Source organism: uncultured Jatrophihabitans sp. (genome assembly GCF_964251945.1).
GTDB lineage: Bacteria > Actinomycetota > Actinomycetes > Mycobacteriales > Jatrophihabitantaceae > Jatrophihabitans.
The window spans coordinates 122899-149564 of record NZ_CAXULP010000008.1 but is presented as its reverse complement, the minus strand read 5'-3'; the positions used below and the strand labels follow the sequence as shown (position 1 = coordinate 149564).

28 protein-coding genes and 1 riboswitch are annotated in these 26666 nt (G+C 72.4%); of the genes, 14 read left to right on the top strand and 14 right to left on the bottom strand.

What is annotated here, in order from left to right; genetic code table 11:
- Together ACFFBG_RS15540 and ACFFBG_RS15535 are read right to left on the bottom strand one after the other, a co-directional pair.
- Window positions 1–827, bottom strand: an 827-nt coding sequence (locus tag ACFFBG_RS15540) for an acyl-CoA dehydrogenase family protein (protein WP_375480314.1), incomplete at its 3' end; no start/stop codon positions are given.
- Between the two features lie 169 nt (window positions 828–996).
- Window positions 997–1956, bottom strand: a complete 960-nt coding sequence (locus tag ACFFBG_RS15535; protein ID WP_375480312.1) for an HpcH/HpaI aldolase/citrate lyase family protein — start codon at window positions 1954–1956, stop codon at window positions 997–999.
- Window positions 1957–2069: 113 nt separating this feature from the next.
- On the opposite strand from ACFFBG_RS15535, the gene ACFFBG_RS15530 reads away from it, so the two are divergent.
- Together ACFFBG_RS15530 and ACFFBG_RS15525 are read left to right on the top strand one after the other, a co-directional pair.
- On the top strand, window positions 2070–3365 hold the full coding sequence (locus ACFFBG_RS15530) for a magnesium transporter MgtE N-terminal domain-containing protein (protein ID WP_375480310.1): 1296 nt from the start codon (window positions 2070–2072) through the stop codon (window positions 3363–3365).
- The gene (locus tag ACFFBG_RS15525) at window positions 3358–3861 is read left to right on the top strand and encodes a DUF1003 domain-containing protein (protein WP_375480308.1); all 504 of its coding nucleotides are present in this window, start codon (window positions 3358–3360) and stop codon (window positions 3859–3861) included. The genes ACFFBG_RS15530 and ACFFBG_RS15525 overlap by 8 nt, the downstream gene beginning before the upstream one ends.
- Window positions 3862–3889: 28 nt before the next feature.
- Here ACFFBG_RS15525 and ACFFBG_RS15520 read toward each other — a convergent pair whose 3' ends face one another.
- Genes ACFFBG_RS15520 through ACFFBG_RS15510 form a run of 3 tightly spaced genes read right to left on the bottom strand, consistent with a single transcriptional unit; the run spans window position 3890 to window position 5360 of the window.
- The gene (locus ACFFBG_RS15520) at window positions 3890–4204 is read right to left on the bottom strand and encodes an AzlD domain-containing protein (RefSeq protein WP_375480306.1); all 315 of its coding nucleotides are present in this window, start codon (window positions 4202–4204) and stop codon (window positions 3890–3892) included.
- Window positions 4201–4860: an AzlC family ABC transporter permease gene (locus ACFFBG_RS15515; RefSeq protein ID WP_375480304.1), complete on the bottom strand. Its 660-nt coding sequence runs from the start codon at window positions 4858–4860 to the stop codon at window positions 4201–4203. Before ACFFBG_RS15515 ends, ACFFBG_RS15520 begins: the two co-directional genes overlap by 4 nt.
- Window positions 4857–5360 carry a MarR family winged helix-turn-helix transcriptional regulator gene (locus ACFFBG_RS15510; RefSeq protein WP_375480302.1) on the bottom strand — a complete coding sequence of 168 codons (504 nt, stop codon included), beginning with the start codon at window positions 5358–5360 and terminating at the stop codon, window positions 4857–4859. Before ACFFBG_RS15510 ends, ACFFBG_RS15515 begins: the two co-directional genes overlap by 4 nt.
- Window positions 5361–5390: 30 nt before the next feature.
- Between ACFFBG_RS15510 and ACFFBG_RS15505 the strand changes: the two genes are divergently transcribed.
- Window positions 5391–6521 carry an Mrp/NBP35 family ATP-binding protein gene (locus ACFFBG_RS15505; RefSeq protein WP_375480300.1) on the top strand — a complete coding sequence of 377 codons (1131 nt, stop codon included), beginning with the start codon at window positions 5391–5393 and terminating at the stop codon, window positions 6519–6521.
- A gap of 54 nt (window positions 6522–6575) precedes the next feature.
- On the opposite strand, the gene ACFFBG_RS15500 is transcribed toward ACFFBG_RS15505, so the two are convergent.
- From ACFFBG_RS15500 to sigE, 4 genes are all read right to left on the bottom strand, one after another.
- The gene (locus ACFFBG_RS15500) at window positions 6576–7088 is read right to left on the bottom strand and encodes a sec-independent translocase (RefSeq protein WP_375480298.1); all 513 of its coding nucleotides are present in this window, start codon (window positions 7086–7088) and stop codon (window positions 6576–6578) included.
- Window positions 7089–7092: 4 nt separating this feature from the next.
- On the bottom strand, window positions 7093–8718 hold the full coding sequence (locus tag ACFFBG_RS15495) for a S1C family serine protease (RefSeq protein WP_375480296.1): 1626 nt from the start codon (window positions 8716–8718) through the stop codon (window positions 7093–7095).
- A 154-nt stretch (window positions 8719–8872) separates the two neighbouring features.
- Window positions 8873–9412, bottom strand: coding sequence for a hypothetical protein (locus ACFFBG_RS15490; protein ID WP_375480294.1), 540 nt, complete (start codon window positions 9410–9412; stop codon window positions 8873–8875).
- Window positions 9409–10140, bottom strand: a complete 732-nt coding sequence (sigE, locus tag ACFFBG_RS15485) for an RNA polymerase sigma factor SigE (RefSeq protein WP_375480292.1) — start codon at window positions 10138–10140, stop codon at window positions 9409–9411. Before sigE ends, ACFFBG_RS15490 begins: the two co-directional genes overlap by 4 nt.
- A 168-nt stretch (window positions 10141–10308) precedes the next feature.
- Between sigE and ACFFBG_RS15480 the strand changes: the two genes are divergently transcribed.
- The 6 genes from ACFFBG_RS15480 to ACFFBG_RS15455 all read left to right on the top strand — a co-directional run bounded on the left by ACFFBG_RS15480 (window position 10309) and on the right by ACFFBG_RS15455 (window position 15844).
- A complete protein-coding gene (locus tag ACFFBG_RS15480) occupies window positions 10309–11670 on the top strand; it encodes a pyridoxal phosphate-dependent decarboxylase family protein (RefSeq protein ID WP_375480290.1) in 1362 nt (453 codons plus the stop codon).
- Between the two features lie 21 nt (window positions 11671–11691).
- Window positions 11692–12330, top strand: a complete 639-nt coding sequence (locus tag ACFFBG_RS15475) for an O-methyltransferase (protein WP_375480288.1) — start codon at window positions 11692–11694, stop codon at window positions 12328–12330.
- Between the two features lie 25 nt (window positions 12331–12355).
- The gene (locus tag ACFFBG_RS15470) at window positions 12356–12634 is read left to right on the top strand and encodes a DUF4031 domain-containing protein (RefSeq protein ID WP_375480286.1); all 279 of its coding nucleotides are present in this window, start codon (window positions 12356–12358) and stop codon (window positions 12632–12634) included.
- Between the two features lie 9 nt (window positions 12635–12643).
- Window positions 12644–13585, top strand: coding sequence for a 2-phospho-L-lactate transferase (gene cofD, locus ACFFBG_RS15465; RefSeq protein ID WP_375480284.1), 942 nt, complete (start codon window positions 12644–12646; stop codon window positions 13583–13585).
- Window positions 13582–14928, top strand: coding sequence for a coenzyme F420-0:L-glutamate ligase (locus ACFFBG_RS15460; protein ID WP_375480282.1), 1347 nt, complete (start codon window positions 13582–13584; stop codon window positions 14926–14928). The genes cofD and ACFFBG_RS15460 overlap by 4 nt, the downstream gene beginning before the upstream one ends.
- Window positions 14929–15010: 82 nt before the next feature.
- Entirely contained in the window at window positions 15011–15844 is an 834-nt protein-coding gene (locus tag ACFFBG_RS15455) for a serine hydrolase domain-containing protein (protein WP_375480280.1), read from the top strand.
- 65 nt (window positions 15845–15909) lie between these two features.
- On the opposite strand, the gene ACFFBG_RS15450 is transcribed toward ACFFBG_RS15455, so the two are convergent.
- The 3 genes from ACFFBG_RS15450 to ACFFBG_RS15440 form a co-directional block, all read right to left on the bottom strand.
- On the bottom strand, window positions 15910–16833 hold the full coding sequence (locus tag ACFFBG_RS15450) for a DNA-3-methyladenine glycosylase family protein (protein ID WP_375480278.1): 924 nt from the start codon (window positions 16831–16833) through the stop codon (window positions 15910–15912).
- Between the two features lie 28 nt (window positions 16834–16861).
- Window positions 16862–17929: a sugar phosphate nucleotidyltransferase gene (locus ACFFBG_RS15445; RefSeq protein ID WP_375480276.1), complete on the bottom strand. Its 1068-nt coding sequence runs from the start codon at window positions 17927–17929 to the stop codon at window positions 16862–16864.
- A gap of 64 nt (window positions 17930–17993) precedes the next feature.
- Window positions 17994–19274, bottom strand: coding sequence for a SpoIID/LytB domain-containing protein (locus ACFFBG_RS15440; RefSeq protein ID WP_375480274.1), 1281 nt, complete (start codon window positions 19272–19274; stop codon window positions 17994–17996).
- A gap of 84 nt (window positions 19275–19358) precedes the next feature.
- On the opposite strand from ACFFBG_RS15440, the gene ACFFBG_RS15435 reads away from it, so the two are divergent.
- The 3 genes from ACFFBG_RS15435 to ACFFBG_RS15425 are packed head-to-tail and all read left to right on the top strand — an operon-like array spanning window position 19359 to window position 22792.
- Window positions 19359–20837 (top strand): LCP family protein, encoded by a 1479-nt coding sequence (locus tag ACFFBG_RS15435; RefSeq protein ID WP_375480272.1) that lies wholly within the window; start codon window positions 19359–19361, stop codon window positions 20835–20837.
- A 60-nt stretch (window positions 20838–20897) separates the two neighbouring features.
- Window positions 20898–22088: an LCP family protein gene (locus ACFFBG_RS15430; protein WP_375480270.1), complete on the top strand. Its 1191-nt coding sequence runs from the start codon at window positions 20898–20900 to the stop codon at window positions 22086–22088.
- The gene (locus ACFFBG_RS15425; protein ID WP_375480268.1) at window positions 22076–22792 is read left to right on the top strand and encodes a TIGR03089 family protein; all 717 of its coding nucleotides are present in this window, start codon (window positions 22076–22078) and stop codon (window positions 22790–22792) included. Before ACFFBG_RS15430 ends, ACFFBG_RS15425 begins: the two co-directional genes overlap by 13 nt.
- Window positions 22793–22805: 13 nt before the next feature.
- Here ACFFBG_RS15425 and ACFFBG_RS15420 read toward each other — a convergent pair whose 3' ends face one another.
- Window positions 22806–23096 (bottom strand): SCO4848 family membrane protein, encoded by a 291-nt coding sequence (locus ACFFBG_RS15420; protein ID WP_375480266.1) that lies wholly within the window; start codon window positions 23094–23096, stop codon window positions 22806–22808.
- 123 nt (window positions 23097–23219) lie between these two features.
- Window positions 23220–23306: riboswitch (ZMP/ZTP riboswitch) on the top strand.
- A gap of 19 nt (window positions 23307–23325) precedes the next feature.
- Between ACFFBG_RS15420 and ACFFBG_RS15415 the strand changes: the two genes are divergently transcribed.
- Both ACFFBG_RS15415 and ACFFBG_RS15410 read left to right on the top strand, forming a co-directional pair.
- Window positions 23326–24798, top strand: coding sequence for a glycine hydroxymethyltransferase (locus tag ACFFBG_RS15415; protein ID WP_375480264.1), 1473 nt, complete (start codon window positions 23326–23328; stop codon window positions 24796–24798).
- Between the two features lie 25 nt (window positions 24799–24823).
- A complete protein-coding gene (locus ACFFBG_RS15410; protein WP_375480262.1) occupies window positions 24824–25327 on the top strand; it encodes a hypothetical protein in 504 nt (167 codons plus the stop codon).
- A gap of 24 nt (window positions 25328–25351) precedes the next feature.
- Here ACFFBG_RS15410 and ACFFBG_RS15405 read toward each other — a convergent pair whose 3' ends face one another.
- Window positions 25352–26659 carry a DUF1501 domain-containing protein gene (locus ACFFBG_RS15405; protein WP_375480260.1) on the bottom strand — a complete coding sequence of 436 codons (1308 nt, stop codon included), beginning with the start codon at window positions 26657–26659 and terminating at the stop codon, window positions 25352–25354.
- Window positions 26660–26666 lie beyond the last annotated feature (7 nt).

The window sequence follows — 26666 nt, the reverse complement described above, 5'->3', positions numbered from 1 at the left end:
GCGAGCTCGAAGGCGCGGATCGAGATGCCGCAGGCGCGGGCGGCGACGTTGACGCGGCCGACCTCGACGCCGTCCATCATCTGGTAGAAGCCGCGGCCGCGGCCCTCTTCGCCGCCGAGGATCGCTTCCTTCGGCACGCGAACGCCGTCGAGGATCATCTCGGTGGTCTCGACGCCCTTATAGCCCATCTTGTCGATCTTGCCGGGGATGGTCAGCCCGGGCCGCGTCTCACCGAAGCCGGGGTCTTTCTCGATCAAGAACGTGGTCATGTTCTTGTAGACCGAGTCGGCGCCCTGCTCGTCCTTGACGAGGGTCGCGACGACGCCCGCGCGGGCGCCGTTGGTCAGCCACATCTTCGAGCCGGTGATGACGAACTCGTCACCGTCAGGCTTCGCACGGGTCTTGATGGCGGCGACGTCCGAGCCGAGGTCCGGCTCGGACATCGAGAACGCGCCGCGGATCTCGCCGGTGGCCATCTTCGGCAGCAGTCGCTGCTTCTGCTCCTCGGTGCCGTGCTGGGCGATCATGTACGCGACGATGAAGTGCGTGTTGATCACGCCGGACACCGACATCCAGCCGCGGGCGATCTGTTCGACGACCAGCGCGTAGGTGAGCAGCGACTCGCCCAGCCCGCCGTATTCCTCGTCGATCATGAGGCCGAACAGGCCCATCTCCTTCATGCCCTCGACGATCGCCTCGGGGAACTCGTCCTTGTGCTCGAGCTCGGTGGCGTAGGGCAGGATCTCCTTGTCCACGAAGGTCTTGACCGCGGACAAGATCTCGGTCTGGACGTCGGTCAATCCGGCGGTCTGGGCAAGGCGGGCCATGCGGATCCTCCACGATGTTTCATCGAAGTATCCCCCGACGAATGTTGGACGTCCAAGTAACGGCGGTGACGTCACTCTCACGCCGCCTTGGCCCCGCTGCGGCCTCGCGGCCGGCGTGTCGCTCTGCCGCGGGTCCAGCGTGATGTCCCGGCGGGGCGAGGCGGCGGCCTCAGGACTGCGGCGGCTCGAACGTCGACGTGCGCTGCATGCCCGCGGCCCGGCCCTTGGCCGAGATCACCAGGGCCATCTTGCGCGACGCCTCGTCGATCATCTCATCGCCCAGCATGGCCGACCCCTTCTTGCCGCCGGCCTCAGACGTCGACCACTCGTAGGCGTCGAGGATCAGCTCGGCGTGGTCGTAGTCGTCCTGGTTGGGCGCGTACACCTCGTTGGCGATGCCGACCTGGTCTGGATGCAGCACCCACTTGCCGTCGAAGCCGAGGGCGGCGCTGCGCGACGCGACGCGGCGGAAGCCGTCGGCGTCGCGGATCTGCAGGTATGGCCCGTCGATCGCCTGCTTGTTGTTGGCCCGCGCCGCCATCAAGATCGACATGAGGATGTGGTGATAGGCGTCGCCGACGTCGTAGCCGGGCGGCTGCTCGCCGACGACCAGCGACTTCATGTTGATGCTGGCCATGAAATCGGCGGGCCCGAAGATGATCGTCTCGACCCGCGGGCTGGCCTTGGCGATCGCGTCGACGGCGATCAGCCCCTGCGCGTTCTCGATCTGCGCCTCGATGCCGATCTTGCCGACCTCGTGGCCGACCGTCTTCTCGATCTGGGTGAGCAGGATGTCGAGGGCGACGACCTGGTCGGCGCTCTGCACCTTCGGCAGCATGATGCAGTCGAGGTTCGCGCCGGCGCCCTCGACCACCTCGACGACGTCTCGATAGGTCCAGTGCGTCGTCCAGTCGTTCACCCGGACGACGCGGATCTTGTCGCCCCAGCCGCCCTCGTTCAGCGCCGCGACGATGTTCTTGCGCGCTTCTGGCTTGACCAGCGGCGCGCAGGCGTCCTCGAGGTCGAGGAAGACCTGGTCGGCGGGCAGGCCCTTCGCCTTCTCGAGGAAGCGCGGGTTGCTCCCGGGCACAGCGAGGCAGGATCGGCGCGGGCGAAGAGTCTCACTCATGTGTCGGAGCATGCCGAAGCCTTGGTCCGCCCGGCAAATCGCAGTCGGAGGTCGCACGCAGCCTCAGCGACCGACGACTACTCTCTTGTCGTGACGACGGACCGGAGCTGCACGTGAGCACCGGCGACCGGGTCTTCCTCGCTCGACTGGCCGGCATCGACGTGTTCGACCCGGGCGGCGACCAGCTCGGCAAGGTCCGCGACGCGGTGACGATGCTGCGCGCCGACCGCCAGTCGCCGCGGGTGATCGGCCTCGTGGTGGAACTCGCCGCCCGGCACCGGATCTTCGTGCCGATGGGCCGGGTGACGCGTATCGAGCCGGACCAGGTCGTGCTCGCCTCCGGCACCGTCAACATGAAGCGGTTCGAGCGACGCAGCAACGAGGTGCTGGTGCTCACCGACCTGCTCGACCGCACGGTCACCGTGCGCGAGAACGGGCAGAGCGCGAGCGTGGTCGACGCCGCGATGGAGAAGAACCGCACGCGCGACTGGGTCGTCAGCCGCCTCGCGGTGCGCACCCACACCGGCCGGCTGCCGCGCCGCCGCCGCGGGGAGCTGTTCCAGGTCGACTGGGACGAGGTGGACGGACTCGGCGTCAGCGGCGCGCACCACGGCGCGGACGCCCTGCTCGCGATGCTGTCGGACATGCGCGCGGCCGACGTCGCGAACGCGCTGAAGGACATGACGGCGACCCGCCGCATCGAGGTCGCCGCCGCGCTCGACGACGACCGGCTCGCCGACGTCATGCAGGAGATGGACGAGGACGACCAGGTCAGCCTGCTCGGCTCGCTCGCCGACGAACGCGCCGCCGACGTGCTCGAGGCCATGGACGACGACGACGCGGCCGACCTGCTCGGCGAGATGTCGTCCGCCGACCAGGAGCGGCTGCTCGAGCTGATGGAGCCGGAGGAGGCCGCTCCGGTCCGCCGGCTGATGACCTACGCGGACCACACCGCGGGCGGCCTGATGACCTCCGAGCCGGTCGTGCTGCTGCCGGACGCGACGGTCGCCGAGGCGCTCGCCCGGGTGCGCAACCCCGAGTTGTCGCCGGCCGTCGCGGCGCAGGTGTTCGTGGTGCGCCCGCCGCAGGCGACCCCGACGGGGCGCTTTCTCGGCACTGCGCACATCCAGCGGCTGCTGCGGGAGCCGCCGTCGGCTCTCGTCAGCGGCGTCTGCGAGAAGAACACCGGCCGGCTGCGGCCGGACGCGCCGCTCGGCGAGGTCACCCGGCACCTGGCCACCTACAACCTGGTCGCGGCGCCCGTCGTCGACGAGCACGACCGGCTGCTCGGCGCCGTGTCGGTGGACGACGTGCTCGACCACCTGCTGCCCGAGGGGTGGCGCGACGCCGATCGCGACGCCGATCGCGACGCCGGACTCGACGCGCAGGGGGCGATCGGCCATGGCTGAGAAGCGGGCCCGCCTCGATCAACCGCGCGTCGAGCGACGCGGACCTCGATTCCGCTACGACGCGGAGGCGTTCGGCAAGATCACCGAACGGATCGCGCGGTTCCTCGGCACCGGTCGCTACCTCGTCTTCCAGAGCGCGGTGGTCGTGCTGTGGATCATCTGGAACGCCGCCGCGCCGAAGAGCCTGCAGTTCGACCCGTGGAACCCGACGCGGTTCATCTTCTTGACCCTCGTGCTGTCGCTGCAGGCGTCCTACGCCGCTCCATTGATCCTGCTGGCGCAGAACCGGCAGGACGACCGCGACCGGGTCAACCTGGATTCCGACCGCGAAGAGGCCCGGGAGTCGAAGGCGGACCTGGAGTACCTCGCCCGGGAGATCGCCGCGATCCGGATGGCGCTGGGCGAGGTGGCGACGCGGGATTTCCTGCGCTCGGAGCTCTCCCGGGCCGAGGCCGCGCGGGACAGCCGCGACCGCGAGGACGCGGTCGACCGCTGAGCCGCGTGGACGCGCTGCGGCGGCCGGATCAACCCCCGATGGCGAGCCGGAGCAGCGCCGCCGTCGCCGCGGCGGCGAGCACCACGACCAGGAACGGCGCCCTGCGCCAGACGGCGACGGCGCCTACCGCGAGCCCAGCCAGCCGAGGCCCGTCGAACACCAGCCGCCGGCCGTCCGCGACTGCCTCGACGACCACCAGCGCCGCGAGCAGCGCCACCGGCAGCAGCTCGACCACCCGCCGCACCTGCGGCCGGTCGAGAGTCCGCGCCGGCACGAAGTAGCCGGCCAGCTTGAACGCGTAACAGCCGACGACCGTGCCCAGCACCAGCACCCAGGTGTTCATCCGCGCACCACGCCGCCGAGCAGCAGCGCCGCGCAGGCCGCGAGCACCGGCACGCCGGGCGGCGTGAACGGGATCAAGGCGAGCGCGATCGCCGCGGCCGCCACGGCGATCCGCTTTTCGATCGCGCCGGACCGCAGCCGCGGCGCGAGCAGGGCGAGGAACGCGGCCGGCACGACGGCGTCCAGTCCGAAGTCCGTCGGGTTCACCAATGACCCGGCGAGCGCGCCGAGCAGCGTGGAGAGGTTCCAGAAGGCGAAGACGCCGGCGAACGTCCACCAGAACGCGGTGCGAGCCAGCGCCGGGCTCGGCTGGGCGACCGCCATCGCCGTCGACTCGTCGATGGTGCCGAGCGCCGCGAGCAGCCGGCGAGCCCCGCGCACTCGCAGCAGCGGCGACAGCCGCATCGCGTACAGGGTGTTGCGCGAGCCGAGCAGCAGGCCGCCGGCAAGCGCGGCCGCGACCGTGCCGCCGCCGGCCAGCACGCCGACGACCGCGAACTGCGTCCCGCCGGTGAACGCGAGGAGGGACAGCAGGCAGGTCTGCAACGCCGACAATCCGGCCGCCACCGACGCTGCCCCGAATGCGAAGCCATAGGCGCCGACCGCGGCGCCGACGCCGAGCGAGTCCCTGATGACGGCCCGACGATCACTGCTCACGGGGAGTCGGGGGCGACCCGGCTGAGCAGCTCGCCGAGCACCCGCAACTCCTCGTCGGTGAAGTGCCGCAACCAGTGCCGGTCGACACCGGCCAGATGCACCGGCGCAGCGGCGCGCAGTCGGGCCAGGCCGTCCTCGGTCAACACGGTGAACGTGCCGCGCGCGTCGTCGGCGGACGGTTCGCGACGCACGAGGCCGGCCGTCTGCAGCCGGTCGATCAGCCGGGTGAGACCGGAGCGGGACAGCAGCACCCGGTCGGCCAGCTCGGCCATCCGCAACCGCCGGCCGGGCGCCTCGGCCAGCTGGACGAGCACGTCGTACCAGGCGAGCGGGAGGCCGAGCCGGGCTGTGAGGTCGTGCTCCAGTTCGCCGGCCACCCGCGCGTGGGCGCGCAGGAAGGTCCGCCACACCGCGACCCGCCAGTCGGACGGCCGCGGCGTCCTCGGCCGGCGGACTGCCCGGGGCTGCGCTGGCGGCTGCACTGGCGGCTCAGCGGTCATGACGCTGCGATCCTACGTACCATCGAAGGCGTGTCCACCGCTTTGATTTCCTCGGTCCGCGCCGCCCTGTCCACGGTCGACGACCCGGAGATCCGCAGGCCGATCACCGAGCTCGGCATGGTGGAGTCCGTCGAGGTCGACGAGTTCGGCGCGGCCGCGGTCCGCGTGCTGCTCACGGTGGCCGGCTGCCCGATGAAGGCGCAGCTGACTCGCGACGTCACCGCCGCGGTGTCTCGCGTCGACGGCGTGACGTCGGTCGACGTCACCCTCGGCGTGATGACCGACGCGCAGCGCGGCGAGCTGCGGCAGACGCTGCGCGGCGACGCCCCGGCCAACGAGATCCCGTTCGCCCAGCCCGGCTCCCGCACCCGCGTATACGCCGTCGCGTCCGGCAAGGGCGGCGTCGGCAAGTCGTCGGTGACGGTGAATCTGGCCGCCTCGCTCGCCGCCCGCGGCCTGTCAGTCGGCGTGCTGGACGCGGACATCTACGGCTTCTCGGTGCCGCGGATGCTCGGCGTGACCGGCAAGCCGACGCAGGTCGATCAGATGATCATGCCGCCGATCGCGCACGACGTGAAGGTGATCTCGATCGGCATGTTCACGCCGGGCAACACGGCGGTGGTCTGGCGCGGGCCGATGCTGCACCGCGCGCTGCAGCAGTTCCTCGCCGACGTCTTTTGGGGCGACCTCGACGTGCTGCTGATGGATCTGCCGCCGGGCACCGGCGACATCGCGATCTCGGTGGCCCAGCTCGTGCCCTCTGCGGAGCTGCTGGTCGTCACCACGCCGCAGCTGGCCGCCCGCGAGGTTGCCGAGCGCGCCGGGTCGATCGCGCTGCAGACCCACCAGCAGATCGTCGGCGTGGTGGAGAACATGAGCTGGCTCGACCTGCCCGACGGCAGTCGGATGGAGCTGTTCGGCAGCGGCGGCGGTCAGGCGGTCGCCGACTCACTCGCCGCCTCGACCGGCACCCGGGTGCCGCTGCTCGGCCAGATCCCGATCGATCAGAGCGTCCGCGAGGGCGGCGACAACGGCGCGCCGGTCGTGCTCACGGCGCCGAATTCGCCCGCGGCGCAGGCGATGGGCAAGGTCGCCGACGCGCTGGCCGCGCGCCAGCGCAGCCTGGTGGGCAAGAGCCTGGGGCTTACCCCGGTCCGCTGAGACAGCCGGTCCGCTGAGACAGCCGGTTCGCTGAGCCGGATGCGGGCCTGCGACTCAGGTCGCGTCGGAGTCGTAGGCCGAGGCTGCTGGCGGGGGTCCCGGCCGAGGTCTGGGGCGCGGCCGCTCGCCGGCGGCCCGCGCGGCACTCGGGCGGGTGCCGTTGGCGGCCGGATGGGCGCCGTTGGCCTGATGGCTGCCGTTTGCCGACGGCTTGGCCATCGACACCGGCGTGTCGACGTCGAAGTCGTCGTCATCGTCGCCGAAGATCGCGTTGCGGGCGGCCGAACGCGGGTCGAGCCGGCGCGGGTCGTATTTCTGCCAGTCGACCTCGTCGCCCAGCACCGCCCGCTGCAGCGCGGTGCGCGGATTGAGGTTGCGCAGGTCGACGTCGGCGAACTCCGGACCGAGCTCGTCGCGCAGCTGCTGCCGTGCGCCGGTGGCCATGTCGCGCAACGACCGGATCATTCGGGCCGCGTCGCGGGCGAGGCCGGGCAACCGGTCGGGGCCGAGCACCACGATGCCGACGATGGCGAGCACCATCAGCTCGAACGGCCCCACGTTGAACACGTCGCTACCCCTTGCCGAGGGTGACCGTCGTTGTCAGCTTCCGACTGCCACGGTAGTAGGTCAGGCTGATCCTGTCGCCCGGCTGGTGCTGCTGGACGATCACGATGATCTGGTCGAACGTCTGCACCGCGGTGTCGTCGACGACCACCACGACGTCGCCGGGCTTCAGCCCGGCCTTCGCTCCCGCCCCGCCTGGGGACACCTGCTTGACGTAGCCGCCGACCTGCAGGCCGGACAGCGCGGTGACGCCCTGCATGCCGATCGAGCCGTGCGTTGCGTGGCCGGTGCGGATCAGCTCCTGGGCGATCTGCCGGGCGTGGTTGATCGGGATCGCGTAGCCGATGCCGCTGACCGGGATCTCGCTGCCCGACCCGTCGGAGATCGCAAAGCGGCCGGCGGTGTTGATGCCGATCACCGCGCCCGCGCCGTCGACCAGCGCGCCGCCGGAGTTGCCCGGGTTGATGGGCGCGTCGATCTGGATCGCGCTGAGGTAGGCGGATGTGCCGTCCTCGCCCGTCGCCTTCACCGGACGATTCAGCGCGGAGACGATGCCGGCGGTCACGGTGCCCTGCAGGCCGAGAGGGGAGCCGATCGCGATCACCGGATCGCCGACCGCGAGCTTGTCCGAGTTGCCGAGCGGCGCGACGGTCAACTGCTCGTTCGGCACCTTGATCACCGCGAGGTCGCTGGTGGGATCGTGGCCGACGATCTGCGCATTCGCCGTCGCCTCGTCGCTGAAGGTGACGACGATCGAGGCGCCCTTGACCCCGATCGCGCCGGCCACCACGTGGTTGTTCGTGAGCACGTAGCCGAGCTTGTCGATCACCACGCCGGAGCCGATCGCGTACTCGTCCGGGGTTTTGACGGCGATCGAGACCACGGCGGGGCCGACCCGCTTGGCGATCCCCGCGACGGAGTTCGGCGCCCGACTCACCGGGTTGTCGGTCTGCGCCAACGAGACGTCTGGACGGTGCAGCGCGTCATGGACATGGTCGGTGAGCCACCAGCCCACGCCGCCGCCGAGCACGCCGGCGACCAGCGCGACGAGCAAGGTGAAGATCCAGGTCGAGCGGCCGAAGCGCACCTGGCGGACCGTGCCGGTCTCGAGCACGTCCTCGTCGCCGTCGGGTGAATCGGCGTCCGGGCGGGCGTCGGCCAGGTCGGCGTCGGCCAGTTCGGTCTCGGTGTCGGCGTAGGGGTCGAGCTGCTCGGCGCGTGCGCCGGTGAAGACGGCGGGGCGGCCGAGCCAGAACTGCGAGCGCGGATCACGCCACGGGTCGCGGGCGGCGCCCGGCTTCCACCACGGTGCGGCCGGTCCCGGCCCGCTCGGCGGCAGCCGGGTGCCCGGCGCGGGCGCGAAGCCGTCGCGGGCGTCCGGACCGGCGCCGAATACCTCGGCGAACATCCGCGGGACGGGGCTGTGCTCGACCGCCCGCGGGGGCAGGCGCTCGCCAGGGGCAGGGTCGTACGGGCCGCCGCCGGGCGGCCGGCCGAAGACCGCGCGTTCGTTCGGCGACACCGTCGGCGGCGGCGGGCTGTAGGGCGGCGCGCCGTCCCGCGGGGCGAACGAGCCCTCGACGTCGGCGGGCCGGGCGAACTGCGCGTCAGCCGCGCCGGAGTCCTCGCTCACGCCTCGCTCCTCGTCGTGAAACCCACGTCGTCAAGTCTGCCCCACCTGCGCGCAGCCGATGGCGCCGCAGTTGTCCGCGCTAGGCCGGGCCCCAGCCCGCCGAAGCGAGGACAAGTCGTGGGGTGTGCGGCCGAGCCGACGCGCTCAGCGCGGTTCAGGGCCGTCCAGCGTCGAAGAGGGCCGAGCCCGGCCCGCCCGGCGAGTTCGAGTGCCGCGAGGAGATCTGGTGGGCGACGGCGCCCGACCCGGTCGAGGGCTCGTCGGCGTCGCGGGCCACCGAACCAGCGGTCAGCGTTCCGGCCAGCGCGACGAGGGCGAACGTCAGGGCCGCGGGCTTAGCCCGAGAACCGAACCGGGCGCGGCCGGCTGGCTGGTCGGCCGGCACCAGCGCGGCGGCCGGGGCGAACGTGGCGAACATCGTGTTGCCGTCCGGCGCGACGACGGTCGGCAGGGCGCTCGGATTGCTGATCGTCGTGGTCATCGGCACGGACCGCAGCCGGTCGGCCAGCGCCGACGGCAACGCCGGGGCCGGCGCGGCGCGCAGGGCGAACGCGGCCTCCCGCTGCACGCGGACCGCGCCGAGGCACTCGACGCAGGACTCGACGTGCCGAGCAGCCCGTTCGCGCGAGTGGCCGCGAAGCACGCCGTCGGCATACGCCGCGACGGCCTCGTCGGACAGGTGCTGGACGTTCACGCGCCGACGACCCCGGGTTCGCCGAACAGCGACATGCGGGTCCGGACGGGTTGCGGCTGGGTGGACGGCTGAGTGGACAATTCGGTGGACGGCGGGATGGACGGCACAGCCGCGGCTTCCCGGCCGGGCTCGGCCGGGCGGGTGCCGGGCGCGCGGTGGGCCAGCGCGTCGCGCAGCAGCACCCGGCCGCGGTGGATGCGCGAGCGGACGGTGCCGACCTTGATGTTGAGGGTCGCCGCGATTTCCTCATACGACAACTGCTCGAGGTCGCACAGCACGACCGCGACCCGGAAGTCCGGCGGCAGCGCGTCGAGCGCGGCCTGGACCTCGGGGTCGAGATGCATCTCGTCGTAGGACTGCTCGGGGCCTGGGTCGGCGCCGGCGAGCCGGTCGCCGGCGTCCTCCGGGAGCGCGTCGAAACGGATCCGCTGGCGCCGGCGGACCATGTCCAGGAACAGGTTGGTGGTGATCCGGTGCAGCCAGCCCTCGAATGTGCCCGGCGAGTACTGGGCGAGCGAGCGGAAGACCCGGACGAACGTCTCCTGGGTCAGATCCTCGGCGTCGGCCCGGTTGCCGGACAGCCGGAACGCCAGCCGGTAGACGCGGTCGGCGTGCTCGCGCACGACCTCGTCCCAGCTCGGCGGCACCCAGGCGCTGGCCTCGTCGGCAGCCGGCGATCCGGTTGCCGAGATCTCGCTCTCGGCGGCGCTGCGGGCAGCGTCCGTCATGTCCTCACCTCGTGTCGGTCCGTACTTGGGTACGGGGCGACTCAATCAGCTGAACCTGTACGCAGCCTAAACGCCGGCTGGGCCGCGCGCGTTCCCCCTGCGGTTGTGCTTTCGGTTCTGCTTCGGCGGTTCCGCCTCGCCCGCGGGCCGCCCGTAGTCTTGGCGCCCGTGCACTCTTACACCGCCGAAGCCGAGCGGATGTCGCGCACGCTGGCGCAGTTCTGCCTCGACCGCCTCGCCGGGGACGCCCCGCTGGACCAGCCGCGCACCCCGGCCGAGCTCGCCGGCACCGCCGGCGACACGGTCACCGAGACCGGCCTCGGCCCGGACGAGGCGCTGCGGCTGTGGCGCGACGTGCTCGGGCCGGCCTGCATGTCGGTCGACCACCCGCGCTATCTCGCGTTCATCCCGAGCGCGCCGTCCAAGGCGGCCGCCGGCTTCGACATGCTCGTCGGCGCGACGTCGCTGTACGGCGGGTCGTGGCTCGAGGGCGCCGGCGCGGTGTACGCCGAGAACCAGGCGCTCGGCTGGCTCGCCGAGCTGGCCGGGTTGCCGCCGGAGGCCGGCGGCGCGTTCGTGCAGGGCGGCACGATCGGCAACCTGTCCGCGCTGGTCGCGGCGCGCGAATCCGTCCTGCACCGGCGCGGCGGGCGCCGGCCGGCGCGCTGGGCGGTGTGCATCACCGCGGAGACGCACTCGTCTGTTGCGCACGCGCTGAAGGTCGTGATGGACGTGGACGTCGTGCAGGTGCCCGGCGACGAGCGCGGTCGGCTCACCGGCGAGCGGCTGCGCGCAACCGTCGACGCGCTGCCCGCCGACGTGCGCGACGGGGTCTTCGCGGTCGTCGCGACGGCCGGCACCACCAACCTGGGGATCGTCGACGACATCGCCGGCGCCGCGGCGGTGGCTCATGAACACGGCTGGTGGCTGCACGTCGACGGCGCCTATGGCGGCGCGGGTCTCGCGGCGCCGAGCGTGCGGCGGTTGTTCGACGGTGTCGAGCACGCCGACTCCTTCATCGTCGACCCGCACAAGTGGCTGTTCGCGCCGTTCGACTCGTGCGCGTTGCTCTACCGCGACCCGGTCCAGGCGCGCGCGGCGCACACCCAGCAGGCCGGCTACCTCGACGCCGTCAACGTGCACGGGGAATGGAACCCGTCGGACTTCGCGATCCAGCTGACCCGGCGGGCTCGCGGGCTGCCGTTCTGGTTCTCTCTCGCCGTGCATGGCACCGCCGCCTACACCGACGCGATCGAGACCACCCTCGCCGTCACCCGCACCGGCGCCGAGCACATCCGCGGCTGCGAACACGTGCGGCTGCTGCTCGAGCCGGAGCTGTCGGTGCTGGTCTTCGAACGGATCGGCTGGACGGCCGAGGACTACGCGCGGTGGAGCAGCCGGCTGCTCGAGGAGCAGGTCGGCTTCGTGACGCCGACCCGGCACAACGGCCAGGTGTGCACCCGGTTCGCCGTCGTCAACCCGCTGACGACGCCGGCCGACATCGAGCTGTTGATCGGCTCGATGCGCTGATCGGCGGATAGGGTCTGCGCCATGGCCGACCCGATGCTCAACCAGCAGAGCCTTGCGTATGCGGAGTCGTTCGTCGACGAGGACGAAACGGTGCTGCTGGCGCGCGAACGCGGTCATGAGCTGGGCTGCACGCCGATCGGTCCGGCCGGCGGCGCGACGCTGCGCGTGCTGGCCGCCGCCACGGGCGCGCGCAGCGTCGTCGAGGTGGGCACCGGCGCGGGCGTGTCCGGGCTCTACCTGCTCGCCGGCATGGCGGCGGACGGCGTGCTCACCACGATCGACGTGGAGGGTGAGCACCAGCGGGCGGCCAAGTCGGCCTATGCGGAGGCCGGCATCGCGCCGGCCCGGTATCGGCTGATCAACGGGTCGGCGCCGGAGGTGCTGCCGCGGCTGCGCGACGCCGCCTACGACCTCGTGCTCGTCGACGCGGACAAGTCCTCGTACGGCGTCTACTACGAGCAGGCGCTGCGGCTCCTGCGTCCCGGCGGGGTGCTCGCCTTCGACAACGCGTTGTGGCACGACCGCGTCGCCGACGCGGGTTCACGCGATCACGAGACGACCGTGCTGCGCGATCTCGGCCGGGCCGTCCGCGACGACCCGCGGCTGCTGTCCGCGCTGTTGCCGGTCAGCGACGGGCTGCTGGTGGCGGCAAAGCGCTGATTCGTCCGGACCGCCGAGCCGACCGATGAGCTGCTACGTCGACGCCGTCCGCGACTACCCCGGCGCCGGCCTGCGGTTCACCCGGTTCTGCCATCTGCTGGCCGACACCCGTCCCGAGCTGCACGCGATGGCAGACGCGCTCGGCGTCCCGAACCGGTTCTTCCAGGACCACCCGTGGCGCTGGCACCACGACCTGCCCGAGCACCTGCGGCCACGCGCGATCGAACTCGGCGCCCGCGAGCTGACCATGCGCGAGGTCGGGGCGTTGTTGCGACGCCGCAGGGCGGAAGCCGGCATCGCGTAGGTTCGTCTGGTGCGCATCGCGGTCTTGGCCGGCGGCGTCGGCGGCGCCCGCTTCCTGCGTGGCGTGCGCGCCGCCTGCCCCGCCGACGAGGTCACCGCCGTGATCAACACCGGCGACGACGTCACGCTGCACGGGATGCGCATCTGTCCCGACCTGGACAGCGTGATGTACACCCTCGCCGGCGTCCACGACACCGAACGCGGCTGGGGCCGCACCGGCGAGACCTGGCGGATCCGCGAGGAGTTCGCGGCCTACGGCGCCGAGCCGACGTGGTTCCAGCTCGGCGACCTCGACATCGCCACCCACCTCGTCCGCACCCGGATGCTGGACGCCGGCTACCCGCTGTCCGACGTCACCGCGGCGCTGGCGCAGCGCTGGCAACCAGGGGTGACGTTGCTGCCGATGTCCGACGACCGCTGCGAGACGCACGTCGTCGTCGAGCTCGACGGGGTCAAGCGGGCGATCCACTTCCAGGAGTGGTGGGTGCGGCACCGCGCGAAGCTCACGCCCGAGGCGTTCGTGCAGGTGGGAGTGGACGAGGCCGCGCCGGCGCCCGGCGTGCTCGAGGCGATCACCGGCGCCGACGTCGTGCTGATCGCGCCGAGCAATCCAGTGGTCTCGATCGGCACCATCTTCGGGCTGCCGGCGATCCGCGAGGCGGTCGCGAACGGCCCGGCGCCGGTGGTCGGGGTGTCGCCGATCATCGCCGGCGCGCCGGTCCGCGGCATGGCCGACGCCTGCCTGCCGGCGATCGGCGTCGAGGTCAGCGCGGAGGGCGTCGGCCGGCACTACGGCGCGCGCTCGGCCGGCGGTCTGCTGGACGGCTGGCTGGTGGCCGAGGACGACCACGCGTCGATCCCCGGCGTCGAGGTGCGCAAGGTTCCGTTACTGATGAGCGACGACGACGCGAGCGCCCGGATGACGAAGGCGGCGCTGGAGCTCGTCCCATGATGGATGGCGACCACGCGGCGGACCGGCTCGAGATCTGGCCGGTCCGGGGCATCGGCGAGATCCGGCCCGGCGCCGACCTCGCCGCGGTGATCGCCGAGCGGGCGCCCGACCTGCGCGACGGCGACGTCGTCGTGGTGACGTCGAAGATCGTGTCCAAGGCGGAGGGCCGGCTGCTCGCGCTCGGCTCCGACGACCCGGCCGAGCGGGAGGCCGCGCGGCGGGCCGCGATCGAGGCCGAGTCGGTGCGCGTCGTCGCCGCGCGCGGGGAGCTGCGCATCGTGCAGACGCGGCACGGCCTGGTGCTCGCCGCCGCCGGCGTCGACGCCTCCAACGTCGCACGCGACGAGCTCGCGCTGCTGCCGGCCGATCCGGACGCCTCCGCCCAGCGCCTGCGCGACGGGCTGCGCGAGCGGCTTGGCGTCGAGGTCGGCGTGATCATCAGCGACACCATGGGCCGCGCCTGGCGCGACGGCCTCACCGACGCCGCGATCGGCGTGGCAGGGCTGACCGCGATCACCGATCCGCGGGGCCGGGTGGACGTGCACGGCAACGTTCTCGACATGACCCGGGTGGCGGTCGCCGACGAGATCGCCTCCGCCGCAGACCTGGTGAAAGGCAAGCTCGGCGGCGTCCCGGTCGCCGTGCTGCGCGGCCTCGCGCCGGACGGCAAGCTGCCCGACGACGGCCGCGGCAGCCGCGACCTCATCCGCGAGCCGTCCGGCGACCTGTTCCGGCTTGGCACCGCGGAGGCCGTCGCCCTCGGCCGGGCCGACGCGCTGGGCTCGCTCGAGCCGGCGCCCGCGCTGCACGCCGACGCGGTCGCGCTCGTCAGCGCGCAGCCGACGACCGACCCGCTGGAGTCGGCCGTCCGCCAGGGATTTCTCGCGCTGCTCGCCGCCCGGCCGGACTCGATGTGGCGCTCCTGCGCGCCGGGGCATGTGACGGCGAGCGCGCTGGTCCTCGATCCGCGCCGACGCGCAGTGCTGTTGACGCTGCACCCGCGGGCCGGCAGGTGGCTGCAGCTCGGCGGGCACTGCGAGCCGGGCGACCGCAGCGTGCTCGACGCCGCGGCACGCGAGGCCCGCGAGGAGAGCGGGATCGGCGCGCTGTCCTTCGACCCGCTGCCGCTCGCCCTCGACATCCACCCGATCACCTGTTCGCTCGGCGTGCCGACCCGGCACTTCGACGTGCAGTTCGTCGCGATCGCGCCGGCCGGGGCGCAGCCGGTGATCAGCGACGAATCGCTGGACCTGCGCTGGTTCGGCTGGGACGAGCTGCCCGACGGCGTCTCCCCCGAGCTGCCGGACCTGGTGCAGGCGGCGCAGCTGCGGCTCGGCCTGTGAGTGAGCATCGCAGGGCCGCCCGCGGCCCGAGGAGCGGAGCGAACGCTGCGATGAGCGTTTGCGCGAAGAGCGAGGTCGGCCTGTGAGCGGTTCGAGCGCGCTGGAACTGGTGGCGGATTGGCCGGTCGACACCGCCGCGGCCGCCGTCGTCGGCCCGGGGGGCGTGCTGGCGGCGCACGGCCCGCAGGACCATCGGTTCCCGCTGGCGTCGGTGACCAAGCTGCTGGCCGCGCTCGCCGTCCTGGTCGCGGTCGAGGAAGAGGCGGTGGCGCTCGACGACCCGGTCGACGAGGCGCTGATCCCCGGCGCGACGCTGCGCCACCTGCTCGCGCACGCGTCCGGGCTCGCTCCGGAGCGGCCGTTGCGCTCGTTCGCCCCGGCGCAGCGGCGGGTCTACTCGAACGTCGGCATCGAGCTGGCCGGCCGGCACGTCGCCGCCGCGACCGACATCGACTTCGCCGCCTACCTCGACGCGGCGGTCGCGCAGCCGCTGCGATTGACCGGCACGACGCTGCCCGGCTCCCCGGCGCGCGACGGCGTGTCGACGGCGGGCGACCTCGCACTCGTCGCCACCGAACTGCTCTCGCCGACGGGCCTGCTGAGCGCGGGAACGCTGGCCGATCTCGCGCGCGTGCAGTACCCGGGCCTGCGCGGCGTGCTGCCCGGCTACGGCCCGCAGGACCCGAACGACTGGGGGCTGGGCTTCGAGATCCGCGGCGCCAAATCGCCACACTGGACTGGCGCGCAGAACTCGCCCTCGACGTACGGGCACTTCGGGCAGAGCGGCACGATGCTCTGGATCGACCCGGTCGCCCGGCTGGCGCTCGTCGCGCTCGCCGACCGGGATTTCGACGACTGGGCTCGGGCGGCGTGGCCCGCGCTGTCGGACGCCGTGCTGGCCGAGTTCGCGGGCTGAGCCGGTCGGGGTTGGCCCTCGAGCGGCGCCGGGCACGGCGTGTCGCGCCGCCACCGGGGCAGGACTCAGATTGCGCGGATGTCGGTGTAGTTGAACCGCGGGCCGAAGCGCGGCGCCCGCCGGCCGGTCAGCTCGACGAGGCGCATCACCCGCTGCCGCTGGCCGACCCAGGGCGCGAGCAGGTCGAGCATGTCGGCGTCGGTGCCGCGGGCGCGGCCGGTGAAGACGTGCACCACCAGGTTCGGCAGGTGGTAGTCGCCGACGCTCACCGCGTCCGGATGGCCGATAGCGCGCTGTGCCGTCTCGGCAGCCGTCCACTCGCCGACCCCGGGGATCAGCCGCAACCGCGCGACGGCGTCGTCCGGCGCCATGGCGGCGCACTCCTCGACCCGGCTCGCGACCGACGCGGCAGCGCGAATGGCCCGCTGCCGCTTGAGATCGACGCCGAGCCGATGCCATTCCCAGGTGGGCAGATCAAGCAGCGCGCGCGGCGACGGCGGCACCCGCAGCTCAGCGAGTGGGCCCGGCGCCGGCGTGCCGAACCGGAGCAGCAGCAACCGCCAGGACCGCCGCGCCTCCTCACCCGTCACCTTCTGCTCCAGCACCGCGGGCACGAGCGCGGCCATGACCAGTCCGGTGGAGGTCAGCCGCAACCCGGGCCGCGCGCGCAGCACCTCGCCCAGCGGCGGCACGGCGGCGAGATCCAGCCCCGTCCAGTCATCCTGGGCGCCGACCAGCGCGGGCAGCCGGTCGAGCAGCCAGTCCGCGCCGTCGCCCCATGCCGTCCCGGTGACCACCGTGCGGGCGGCGGTCAGCCGCACCGTGCCAGGCCCGGCCGGTGTGTCGGCGGCCATCCAAAACCCGCCGGCCGCGTCGAGGCGGTGCGCGGGATCGTGCGTTCCGCGCCGCAGCGGGCCGAGGGTCGCCCGCAGGTCGACGGGCCGGCCGGCGTCCCAGACCCGCTGCGTCATTGCCGCGGCCGAGTTCATCGCGGGGAAGCGATTTCGTGGGGTGCTCTCACGCGTCGGTCGAGAATCGGATCGAGCCGTCGGGCAGCGTGACGTCCGGCCAGACCCGCGCGCCGCCGCGCAACTCCAGCCGAGCGCCGAGGCGCGCGCGGTCGCCGACCACGACGTCCTCGAGCACGGTGCCGGGCCCGACGACCGCGTCGGCCCCGACGGCCGACCGGACGACGACCGCGCCCTCGGCGACCCGCGCGCCGTCGAACAGAACGCTGCCGTCGACCAGCGCGCCCGCCTCGACGACCGCCCCGCGGCCGACCGTGGAACCACCGCGGACGTCCGCGCTCGGCGCGACGCGGGCCCCGGCCAGCAGCAATTGCTCGCCCGGAACCGCGACCGCCGGCGACGGCGCGATGCCGCGCACGAGATCGGCCGAACCGGTGACGAAGTCCGCCGGGGTGCCGAAGTCGCGCCAGTAGCCGGTGTTGAGGTGGCCGACGACGGTCGCGCCAGCTGCGAGCAGGCCGGGAAAGGTCTCGCGTTCGACCGACACCGGCCGGCCCGTCGGAATGGAGTCGATCACCTCGCGGCGGAACGCGTAGAGCCCGGCGTTGATCTGGTCGGTGACCGGGTTCGGGTCCTTCTCGAGGAACGCGGTCACCCGGCCGGCCTCGTCGGTGGAGACGCAGCCGAACGCACGCGGGTCGGGCACCCGCTGCAGGCACAGCGTCACATCGGCCTGCGCCCGCCGGTGCGTCTCGACCATCGCCAGCAGGTCGACGCCGATCAGGTTGTCGCCGTTGAAGACCAGGATCGTGTCCGCGCCGAGCACAGGCGCGACATTGCGGATGCCGCCGCCGGTGCCCAGCGCCTCGGCCTCGACGATGTAGTCGAGGCGCGCGCCCAGCGCGGACCCGTCGCCGAAGTGCTGTTCGAACACCTCGGCGCGGTAGGACGTGCCGAGCACGACGTGCTCGATTCCGGCCGCTGCTATCCGGGCGATGAGATGGGTGAGGAAGGGGACGCCGGCCGTCGGCAGCATCGGCTTGGGCGCCGACAGCGTCAGCGGGCGCAGCCGGGTGCCCAGTCCGCCGACCAGGATCACCGCCTCGACGTCCGCCATGCGCAGCAGGATCGCACACGCGTGCGACGCGCGGGCGGCTCGCCGGGTGTGGTCCTCGCGCGCGTCAGGTCGCGTTGCGCACGCTGATCCAGGTCGTCCCGGCGCCGACCGCAGCTGCCAGGTCGAATCCGTCGAACGGGACGCGCTTGGCAACGCCGGCAGCGGTCGTCCCGGCCGCATAGCCGGCGAGCACGCGGCCACCGGCGGCGCCGTGCCCGTCGCGCTTGGTGATCTGGAGGCGAGTGAGCCGGCTCAGCCCGAACGAGGCGGCCAGCGCGCCGCTCGGCAGCCGCTCACGGTGGGCGAGGTAGGGATCGCCGGACGACTTGTCGTCATACGGGTCGCGCCGCGCGACGAGGTACGGCTGGCCGCCGGCGACCGTCCAGCCGCCGTTCGAGGCGCTGAACTGCGCGAAAATCGGCGCGCCGCGGTAGGTGAGCACCCGGTTGGTCGTGTCGCGCGCTGCTCTCTGCAGATCCCGCCACAGCAGGTTCCCGGCCGCGTCGTAGCGGGCCGCGCCGCCGTAGACCTGGCACATGCTGGTGTCGCAGATGTCGTAGTCGGAGCTCGCCGCGTGCTGCATCTCATAGCTCGCGTAGGTGCGCGCGGCCACCGCCTGGGCGTCGAGAGCGGCCCGCCGCCACGAGGCCGGCATCTCGCGCGGCACGACGCCGGCGGTGTAGTTGTTGATCCCGACGCGGTTGACGGTGAACACCCCGCCGGCTCTGCCGCTCGGCTGGCGCCGGACAGCCCGCAGCCAGCCGTGATAGGCGGTGCTGGCGCCGCCGCGTGCGTACAGGCGCAGCGTCTTCGAGCCGGTCCGGCGGAACGTCGCGCCGTTGGCCAGGGCGGCCACCCTGCGCCATTTGGCGCCGGCCTGCGCCGGCAGCTCTTGCAGCGTGAGGCCCGTCCCGGCGGCGGCGACCAGCCGGTACCGCTTGACTCCCGCGGTGGGCAGCGTGCCGGCGACGCCGCTGACCCGCAGGCCGGCCACGGCGGCCACGGTGGTGGTCGCGCCGAAACCGGACAGCTTCACCGCGATCAGCGGGGACTTCCGGCGGACCAGCTTGGTGTGCGGGTAGTAGAACCTGACGATCTGGCGATACGACTTGCCGGCGAGCGCCGCGCCCTGGGCGCCGTACTGGCTCAGCCCGTGGCCGTGGCCGTTGCCGCGCATCGTGACGACGACGCTGTTCGCGACCGGCGCGAGCGTGTCCGCGGAGCGTGCGGCGGACTGCGCTGCGCCGCCGACCGTCAGCGCTGTCACCGCCGCGCCGGTGAACGCTGCGGTCGCGGCCACCACCGCCGGGATGGCAGCCGACAACTCGCTCAGGCCATTGCTCATCCGACTCATCTGCGCCCAATCTCGGGCCTGCGGGGCCCGTGTCCTTGCCGGGCTGAGCGCCGGCACGCCCTTAACCTCGGTCCGATGCGCCCGGACTTGAGCGGCAGGCCGCCGGTCGCGGCCCGTCCCGGACGGCCGCGCTGGGGAATTCAGGTCGGGCTGCGGGCGGCGGTGGCCGTCGCGTCGCTGCTCGTCCTCGTGGTCAGCGGCGTCGCGTGGGCGACGTTCAAGAACTTCACGGCGACCGTGCCGCACGGCTCTGCGGTGCCCGCCGACCTGCGCGACCCGGACGGCGCGGACCAGAACATCCTGCTGGTCGGCGACGACACCCGAGCCGGCGCGACGCGCGCGGAGCTCAAGGCGCTGCACACCGGGCACGACATCACGACCGCCAACGCCGACACGATGATGATCTTGCACGTGCCGGCGAACGGGTCTCGACCGACGCTCGTCTCGTTCCCGCGCGACTCGTGGGTCACGATTCCGGGCCACGGGAAGGGCAAGCTCAACGCGGCGTACCCGGACGGCTTCAACGCCGCAAAAGCCGCCCACGAGTCGGAGCAGCAGGCCGAGAGCGCCGGATTGATCCTGACCATCCGCACGCTGCACGCGCTGACCGGACTGCACATCGACCACTACATGCAGGTCAACCTGCTCGGTTTCTACCGGATCAGCGTGGCGATCGGCGGCGTGAAGGTCTGCCTGAACGCCGCGCAGAACAAGACGACCGACCGCGACGCGTACGGGTCCGGCTACTCCGGCATCGACCTGCCGAAGGGCGTGTCGGTCATCGAGGGCAAGCAGGCGCTCGCGTTCGTCCGGCAGCGGCACGGGCTGCCGCACGGCGACCTGGACCGGATCAAGCGCCAGCAGTACTTCCTGAAATCGGCGTTCGAGAAGATCACGACAGCCGGCACGCTGCTCAACCCGTTCAAGATCCGCGACCTGCTGCAGGCCGTGGGCCAGTCGCTGCTCACCGACCCGCAACTCGATCTGCTGTCGCTCGCCCGGCAGTTCGAGTCGCTGACCTCCGGCAAGATCGCCTTTGCGACCATTCCGAACAACGGCCCGAAGCTCATCTACCCCGACGGCGTGGAAACCTCGATCGTGCAGGTCAACACCTCTGCCATCCCGGCGTTCGTCCAGCAGCTGGAAGGCAAGGGCGACGCCGCGTACATGAAGGCGAAACCGGCCGCTCCGGCGAGCGTCACCGTCGACGTGCTCAACGGCACGTCGACGCCCCGGCTGGCCGCCCGCAACGCCGAGGCGTTGAAGAAGCTGGGCTTCCGGATCAACACCGTCGACTCCACGACGACCACGCCGAAAACCGTCGTCGAGTACCCGCCGGGGCGCGAGGGGCAGGCCAAGGCGGTCGTGCGGGACGTGCCGCGCGCCACGGCGGTGCCGAGCCCGGACGTCGCCCGCGTGACGCTCGTGCTCGGCGCGGACGGCCGGCAGGTCCGCGGCCTGGCGACGCCGGCGGCAACGGCGACAACGGCGAGCCCGACCGCGACCACCGCCAAGCCCGCGGACCCGACGACCGGCCTCGGCTGCATCGATTAGCGCTGGTCGAGTGGTGCCGGCTCAGCCGGTTCACACCGATTCGACTTGTACCCTCGCCAGATGCCGTCCGGACCTGGCTCGAACGCGGGGCTGCCGCTGCCCCCGCACCTCGACCCGCGGGGCCGGCACCGCGGCGGCCGGTCCTTCCACAGCGGCGCCGGGCGAGTGGCGCTGTCGGTGATGGCGCTGATCTCGGTCGGGCTGCTCGTGCTGGCCGGCTATCTCTGGTACACGATCCGCGACATCAACAACGGCGTGGCGCGGGTGGACGTGGCCGTCGGCGCCCAGCCGTCGGACAGCGTCAAGGCGAACGGCAAGGACCAGAACATCTTGCTGGTCGGCAACGACGATCGAACGAATATGACAGACCAAGAAGTGCGTCAGCTGAAGGTCGGCCGCGACGGCGGCAGCCTCGCCACCGACACGATGATGATCGTGCACGTGCCGGCGAACGGCAGCCGCGCGACGCTGATCTCGCTGCCCCGCGACTCGTACGTGAAGATCGCCGGCTGGGGCATGGGCCGGCTGAACGGCGCCTACGCCGACGCCTATGGGGACGCGAAGGGCGATCTGCAGGCCAAACGCAGCGCCGGCGCGGCCCTGCTGATCGACACCATCAGCAACCTCACCGGGCTGACGATCAACCACTACGTCCAGATCGACCTGCTCGGCTTCTACCGGCTCAGCGAGGCGCTCGGCGGCGTGCCGGTCAACCTCTGCGAGAACGTCGACGACACCGTCGCCTACAACGAATCGCACGGCGAGGGCGTCGCCGGCTCCGGGCTGAAGCTGTCCAAGGGCAAGCACGTGCTCCAGGGCCTGCAGGCGCTGGAGTTCGTCCGGCAGCGGCACAACCTGCCGCGCGGCGACCTCGACCGCGTCCGGCGCCAGCAGTACTTCCTCACCGCGGCGTTCCGGCAGGTCGAGTCGGTCGGCGTGCTGACCAAGCTGCACGCGCTCGGCAGCGCGATCAAGCGCTCGATCTCCGCCGACCCCGGGCTCGACCTGCTGGACCTCGGCGAGCAGCTCGAGGGGCTCAGCGCCAACAACATCTCCGGCAAGACGATCCCCACCACCGCTGGCTACGTGAATGGCCAGGACGTGCTGATCGTCGACCCGGCGAAGGTGCGCAGATTCGTCGAGAAGGTGATCAATCCGCCGGCGTCGACACCGAGCACGAGCACGAGCGCCGGCACTTCGCTGAGCCCGTCCAAGACACCGAAGCCGATCGACAGCAAGTGCATCAACTGACGCCCGAGCGCCAGTTCGCGCAGCTGCTCGCGGCCGATCCGGGGCGTCCGCTCGTCACCTACTACGACGAAGCCACCGGCGAGCGCACCGAGCTGTCCGCCCGCTCGCTCGCGAACTGGGTGGCCAAGACACACCACCTGCTCGGCGACGAGCTCGGACTGGGCCTCGGCGACACCGCGCTGATCGCGCTGCCGGCCCACTGGCTCGCCGTCCCGGTGCTGCTCGGCTGCCTGACGGCCGGCCTGGCGATCAGCCCGGACGACGCGTCGGCCGAGGTTGCGTTCGTGACGCCGGAGTCCGCGGCCGGCGCGGTCGGGGTGCTGGACGTGTTCGGGATCGCGCCGGAGTCGCCGTTCGCGGCGGTCGGTTTCCGCGGGGCGGCGCCCGAGGGCGTCGCGGACTACGTGCTGGCGGTCCGCCCCCAGGCAGACGCCTGGGGGTCGGTCGCGATGCCGGCCGGCCCGGACGATCCCTGCCTGCCCGGGCAGGCCCGCGGCGAGGTGGCGCAGCGGGCGGCTGCGGCCGGCCTGCCGCCCGGCGCCCGGGTGCTGACGACCCGCGACTGGACGGGGCCGGGCGACTGGGTGGACACGCTGCTCGCGCCGATCGCGGCGGGCGGGTCCATCGTGTTCGTGCGCAACTGCGTGGACGAGGCCGTGCTGGCGCGCCGGATGGACCAGGAGCGCGCGACCGTCCGGCTCTGACAGTCAGCGGTGATCATCGCGGGACAGACCTCGGGACGCCGGGCCGTCCGCCGTCTTGATCAACGTGGGCAGGGCCGCCGTGTCGTCGCGTCGACAGCAGGCCGCGTGCGCCCAGCACGCCGATGGCGGTGCCCAGCGCCAGCGACACGACCGTCAGCACGAGGTGCACGGCGAAGAACGCCGTCATCCCGTCGTGCCAGGAGCGCTTGTCGGCCCAGATGTTCTTCAGGAAGGTCGGCCAGATCACCCACGACCAGACGCCGAATGCCACGAGGAACCAGGACACGCGCCGCGACACGATCACCGTTCGAGTATGCGGTTCGCTAACGCCTGCGCGCAGGCCAGACCCGGTTCGGCCCCTACGTCGACAGCGCGACATCGGCCTGCCTGCAGCGACTTGTGGACCCGGCCGAACCGCTATCGTGAACCCGCGGGCCGTGACTGGCGCTTCTAAGGTGGATCCGACCACCGGGGAGCGGCCCGAGCACGATCGCCGCGCGCCTGGGCTTTTCCCCACCGAGGAGGCCCCAGCCATGTCGCAGCCACAGTCCCAGCCGATGTCCCCTCCGTTCGACGGCGGCGCAGCGTCCGCCGCGTACCGCAACGCGCTGAAGGTGATCGAGTCGGTCGAACCGACGGTCGCCGGCGCGATCCGCAGCGAGCTCGCGGACCAGCGCGAGTCGCTGAAGCTGATCGCCAGCGAGAATTACGCCTCGCCCGCGGTGCTGCTCACGATGGGCACCTGGCTGTCCGACAAGTACGCCGAGGGGACGATCGGGCACCGCTTCTACGCCGGCTGCCAGAACATCGACACCGTCGAGCAGGCCGCCGCCGAGCACGCCAAGGCGCTGTTCGGCGCGCCGCACGCCTACGTCCAGCCGCACTCGGGCATCGACGCGAACCTGGTCGCGTTCTGGGCGATCCTGGCGCAGCGGATCGAGTCGCCGGCCCTGGCGAAGGCGGGCGCGAAGCATGTCAACGACCTCACCGCCGAGGACTGGGAGACGCTGCGCCGCGAGCTGGGCAACCAGCGCGCGCTCGGCATGTCGCTGGACGCCGGCGGCCACCTCACCCACGGCTTCCGGCCGAACATCAGCGGCAAGATGTTCGAGCAGTCCTCCTACGGCACCGATCCCGAGACGGGCCTGCTGGACTACGCCGCGGTGCGCGCGGCGGCGCGCGAGTTCCGGCCGCTGATCCTGATCGCCGGCTACTCCGCCTACCCGCGGCGGGTCGACTTCGCGAAGATGCGCGAGATCGCCGACGAGGTCGGCGCGGTGCTCATGGTCGACATGGCGCACTTCGCCGGCCTGGTGGCCGGCAAGGTGCTCACCGGCGACTTCGACCCGGTGCCGCACGCACACGTCGTCACCACCACCACGCACAAGTCGCTGCGCGGCCCGCGCGGCGGCATGGTGCTGTGCCAGCCGGAGTTCGCCGACGCGGTCGACCGCGGCTGCCCGATGGTGCTCGGCGGCCCGCTCGGCCAGGTGATGGCGGCCAAGGCCGTCGCGCTGGCAGAGGCGCGCCAGCCGGCGTTCCGGATCTACGCCCAGGCCGTCGCCGACAACGCGGTGACCCTCGCCGAGGGCCTCGCGAAGCGCGGCGCCCGGCTCGTCACCGGCGGCACGGACAACCACCTCGTGCTGATCGACGTGACCTCGTTCGGCCTCACCGGCCGGCAGGCCGAGTCGGCGCTGCTCGACGCCGGCATCGTCACCAACCGCAACGCGGTCCCGCGCGACCCGAACGGCGCCTGGTACACCTCCGGCGTCCGCATCGGCACGCCGGCGCTCACGTCGCGCGGCTTCGGCGCGGACGACTTCGACCGGGTGGCCGAGCTGATCGTCGACGTGCTGACCGGGACGACGCCGAGCGCAGCCGCGTCGGGAGCGGCGTCGAAGGCGAAGTACTCGATCGCGGAGGGCGTCGCGGCGAAGACCCGGGACGCCGCAGGCGAGCTGCTCGCGCGCAATCCGCTCTATCCGGGACTCGAGCTGGACTGATCGACGGGTGTGCCACTATCAGCGCATGCCGCTCGACCCGAACGGCGCCGGGCCGCCGGCGGCTTCTCCGCCGCCGGTCGGCTACGGCTACGGCCACGTCGCTCGAGGGCCGGCGCCGCAGCCGGTCGTGACAGCGGTGCGCCTCATGGTCGCCCGCTCGGCGGTGTCGGTGGTGCTGATCGCCGTCCAGTTCCTGCAGCGCGACGAGTTCCGCCGCCGGGTGCTCCAACGCACACCGCAGGCCACCAACTCGACCGTCGACATCGCCTTCGCGGTCGGGCTGGGCATCGCGATCGCGGTGTTGGTCTTCTACCTGTTCCTGGCCTTCCGCGTGCGGCACGGGGCGAACTGGGCGCGGATCGTGGTCTGGGTGATCGCCGCGCTGGCGGTGCTCGGCGTCCTGGCGCAGTTCGCGCAGCCCTATCCGGCGGCGACCCGAGCGGTCGGCCTGGTGGTCGCCGCGATCGACGTCGCGGTGATCGTGCTGCTCGCCGCGCCGCAGAGCAACGCCTACTTCCGCCGTCACTAGGGACCCTCGCCTGTCGGCGAGCTGTCAACTGGTGGAGATGATGCCGAGCGGGTTCACGTTGTGGTCGGCGAAGACGCCGGACAGCGATCCCGAGCTCAGCCGCTTCTGCACGACTTCGCCGAGCACGTCGAAGGGGTTGTTGAGCCCTGGCACGTCGCCCTGATCGAGGCTCCCCGCGGCGAGGGCGTTCCAGCGGCCGAACACGCCGCTGTTCTTGAGGCCGCCGCCGAGCAGCCACATGACGCTGCCATGCCCGTGGTCCGTGCCGCCGCTGGCGTTCATCGCGACCCGGCGGCCGAACTCCGTCATGACCACCACTGTCACCCGCGAACGGCGATCGGGTCCGAGGTCGTCCATGAAGGCGCGCAGGGTCTGCGCGGTCGAGTCCAGCGACTTGTCGAGGTCGCTCACCTCGTCGGTGTGCGTGTCCCAGCCGCCGACGTCCACAGTGGCGACCTGAAGGCCGACCTCGGACTTCAGGATTGTGGAAAGGTCCTTCAGCGCATTGCCGAAGGCGCCGCTCGGATAGGCGATGTGGCTTGGATTCGCAGCCTGGATGGTGGCCGCCGTGTTCAGCGCGCCGATGGCGATTGGGACGTCCTCGCCAAGCGTCCCACTGAGACCGCGGTAGAGCGAGAGCACTGCTTCCTGCGATGCCGGTCGGATCGAGTCCCAGCCGGGGAATTTGAAGTTCGCGATCGACGACAGCGCAACCGCGGTTTGCGGGCCGGCCAGCGACGTCGGGATCGCCGCGCCCTCGGCGACGGCGCGAAACGTCGTGCCCGGGCCGAGTTTCTCGAGCACCCGGTCGAGCCAGCCGCTGGTGGCGGTGTCCGAGCCGCCGCGCTCGAGGAACTGCTGCGCCTGGAAGTGGCTGCGGCTGACCCCGGGAGTGGACACCGCGGGCACGAAAGCCATTTCGCCACTGGCCCACAGGCTGTTGTAGAGCGGCGCCAGCTTGGCGTTCAACGCCCAGCCGGACGAGTTCGGCAGGGCGATCAGGTTGGCCGCGCTGGGCAGCAGGCCGGCGCGCACGGTCTTGAGGTAGTCCAGGCCGAGCGTCGGCGCGTTGGGGACCAGCACCCGCAGCCCGTCGCAGGCGCCGCGCATGAACACGACGATCATCGACCGCTGGCCGACTGACGGCGTGCTCGCGTACGCCGCCCTGGTGGTCACCAACTGGCTGCCCAGCGCCGCGGCGCCGACCATGCCCGCGCCGGCGACGAACCGGCGCCGCGTCCAACCCTTCGTGCCCCACGCCTCGTCCTGCGCGCGCAGCTCGCACTGCACCTGCTCCGCCTCGCGGCGCAGCAACTTGTCGATCATGGTCATCGGCGTG

What these genes read in the sequence shown, in the direction of transcription:
- ACFFBG_RS15535 (WP_375480312.1), bottom strand. Translation starts at nt 1,956, where the DNA reads ATGAGTGAGACTCTTCGCCCGCGCCGATCCTGCCTCGCTGTGCCCGGG.
- ACFFBG_RS15525 (WP_375480308.1), top strand. Translation starts at nt 3,358, where the DNA reads ATGGCTGAGAAGCGGGCCCGCCTCGATCAACCGCGCGTCGAGCGACGC.
- ACFFBG_RS15520 (WP_375480306.1), bottom strand. Translation starts at nt 4,204, where the DNA reads ATGAACACCTGGGTGCTGGTGCTGGGCACGGTCGTCGGCTGTTACGCG.
- ACFFBG_RS15510 (WP_375480302.1), bottom strand. Translation starts at nt 5,360, where the DNA reads ATGACCGCTGAGCCGCCAGTGCAGCCGCCAGCGCAGCCCCGGGCAGTC.
- sigE (WP_375480292.1), bottom strand. Translation starts at nt 10,140, where the DNA reads ATGACGGACGCTGCCCGCAGCGCCGCCGAGAGCGAGATCTCGGCAACC.
- ACFFBG_RS15475 (WP_375480288.1), top strand. Translation starts at nt 11,692, where the DNA reads ATGGCCGACCCGATGCTCAACCAGCAGAGCCTTGCGTATGCGGAGTCG.
- ACFFBG_RS15470 (WP_375480286.1), top strand. Translation starts at nt 12,356, where the DNA reads ATGAGCTGCTACGTCGACGCCGTCCGCGACTACCCCGGCGCCGGCCTG.
- ACFFBG_RS15460 (WP_375480282.1), top strand. Translation starts at nt 13,582, where the DNA reads ATGATGGATGGCGACCACGCGGCGGACCGGCTCGAGATCTGGCCGGTC.
- ACFFBG_RS15450 (WP_375480278.1), bottom strand. Translation starts at nt 16,833, where the DNA reads ATGAACTCGGCCGCGGCAATGACGCAGCGGGTCTGGGACGCCGGCCGG.
- ACFFBG_RS15445 (WP_375480276.1), bottom strand. Translation starts at nt 17,929, where the DNA reads ATGGCGGACGTCGAGGCGGTGATCCTGGTCGGCGGACTGGGCACCCGG.
- ACFFBG_RS15440 (WP_375480274.1), bottom strand. Translation starts at nt 19,274, where the DNA reads ATGAGCAATGGCCTGAGCGAGTTGTCGGCTGCCATCCCGGCGGTGGTG.
- ACFFBG_RS15435 (WP_375480272.1), top strand. Translation starts at nt 19,359, where the DNA reads ATGCGCCCGGACTTGAGCGGCAGGCCGCCGGTCGCGGCCCGTCCCGGA.
- ACFFBG_RS15430 (WP_375480270.1), top strand. Translation starts at nt 20,898, where the DNA reads ATGCCGTCCGGACCTGGCTCGAACGCGGGGCTGCCGCTGCCCCCGCAC.
- ACFFBG_RS15415 (WP_375480264.1), top strand. Translation starts at nt 23,326, where the DNA reads ATGTCGCAGCCACAGTCCCAGCCGATGTCCCCTCCGTTCGACGGCGGC.
- ACFFBG_RS15410 (WP_375480262.1), top strand. Translation starts at nt 24,824, where the DNA reads ATGCCGCTCGACCCGAACGGCGCCGGGCCGCCGGCGGCTTCTCCGCCG.
- ACFFBG_RS15405 (WP_375480260.1), bottom strand. Translation starts at nt 26,659, where the DNA reads ATGACCATGATCGACAAGTTGCTGCGCCGCGAGGCGGAGCAGGTGCAG.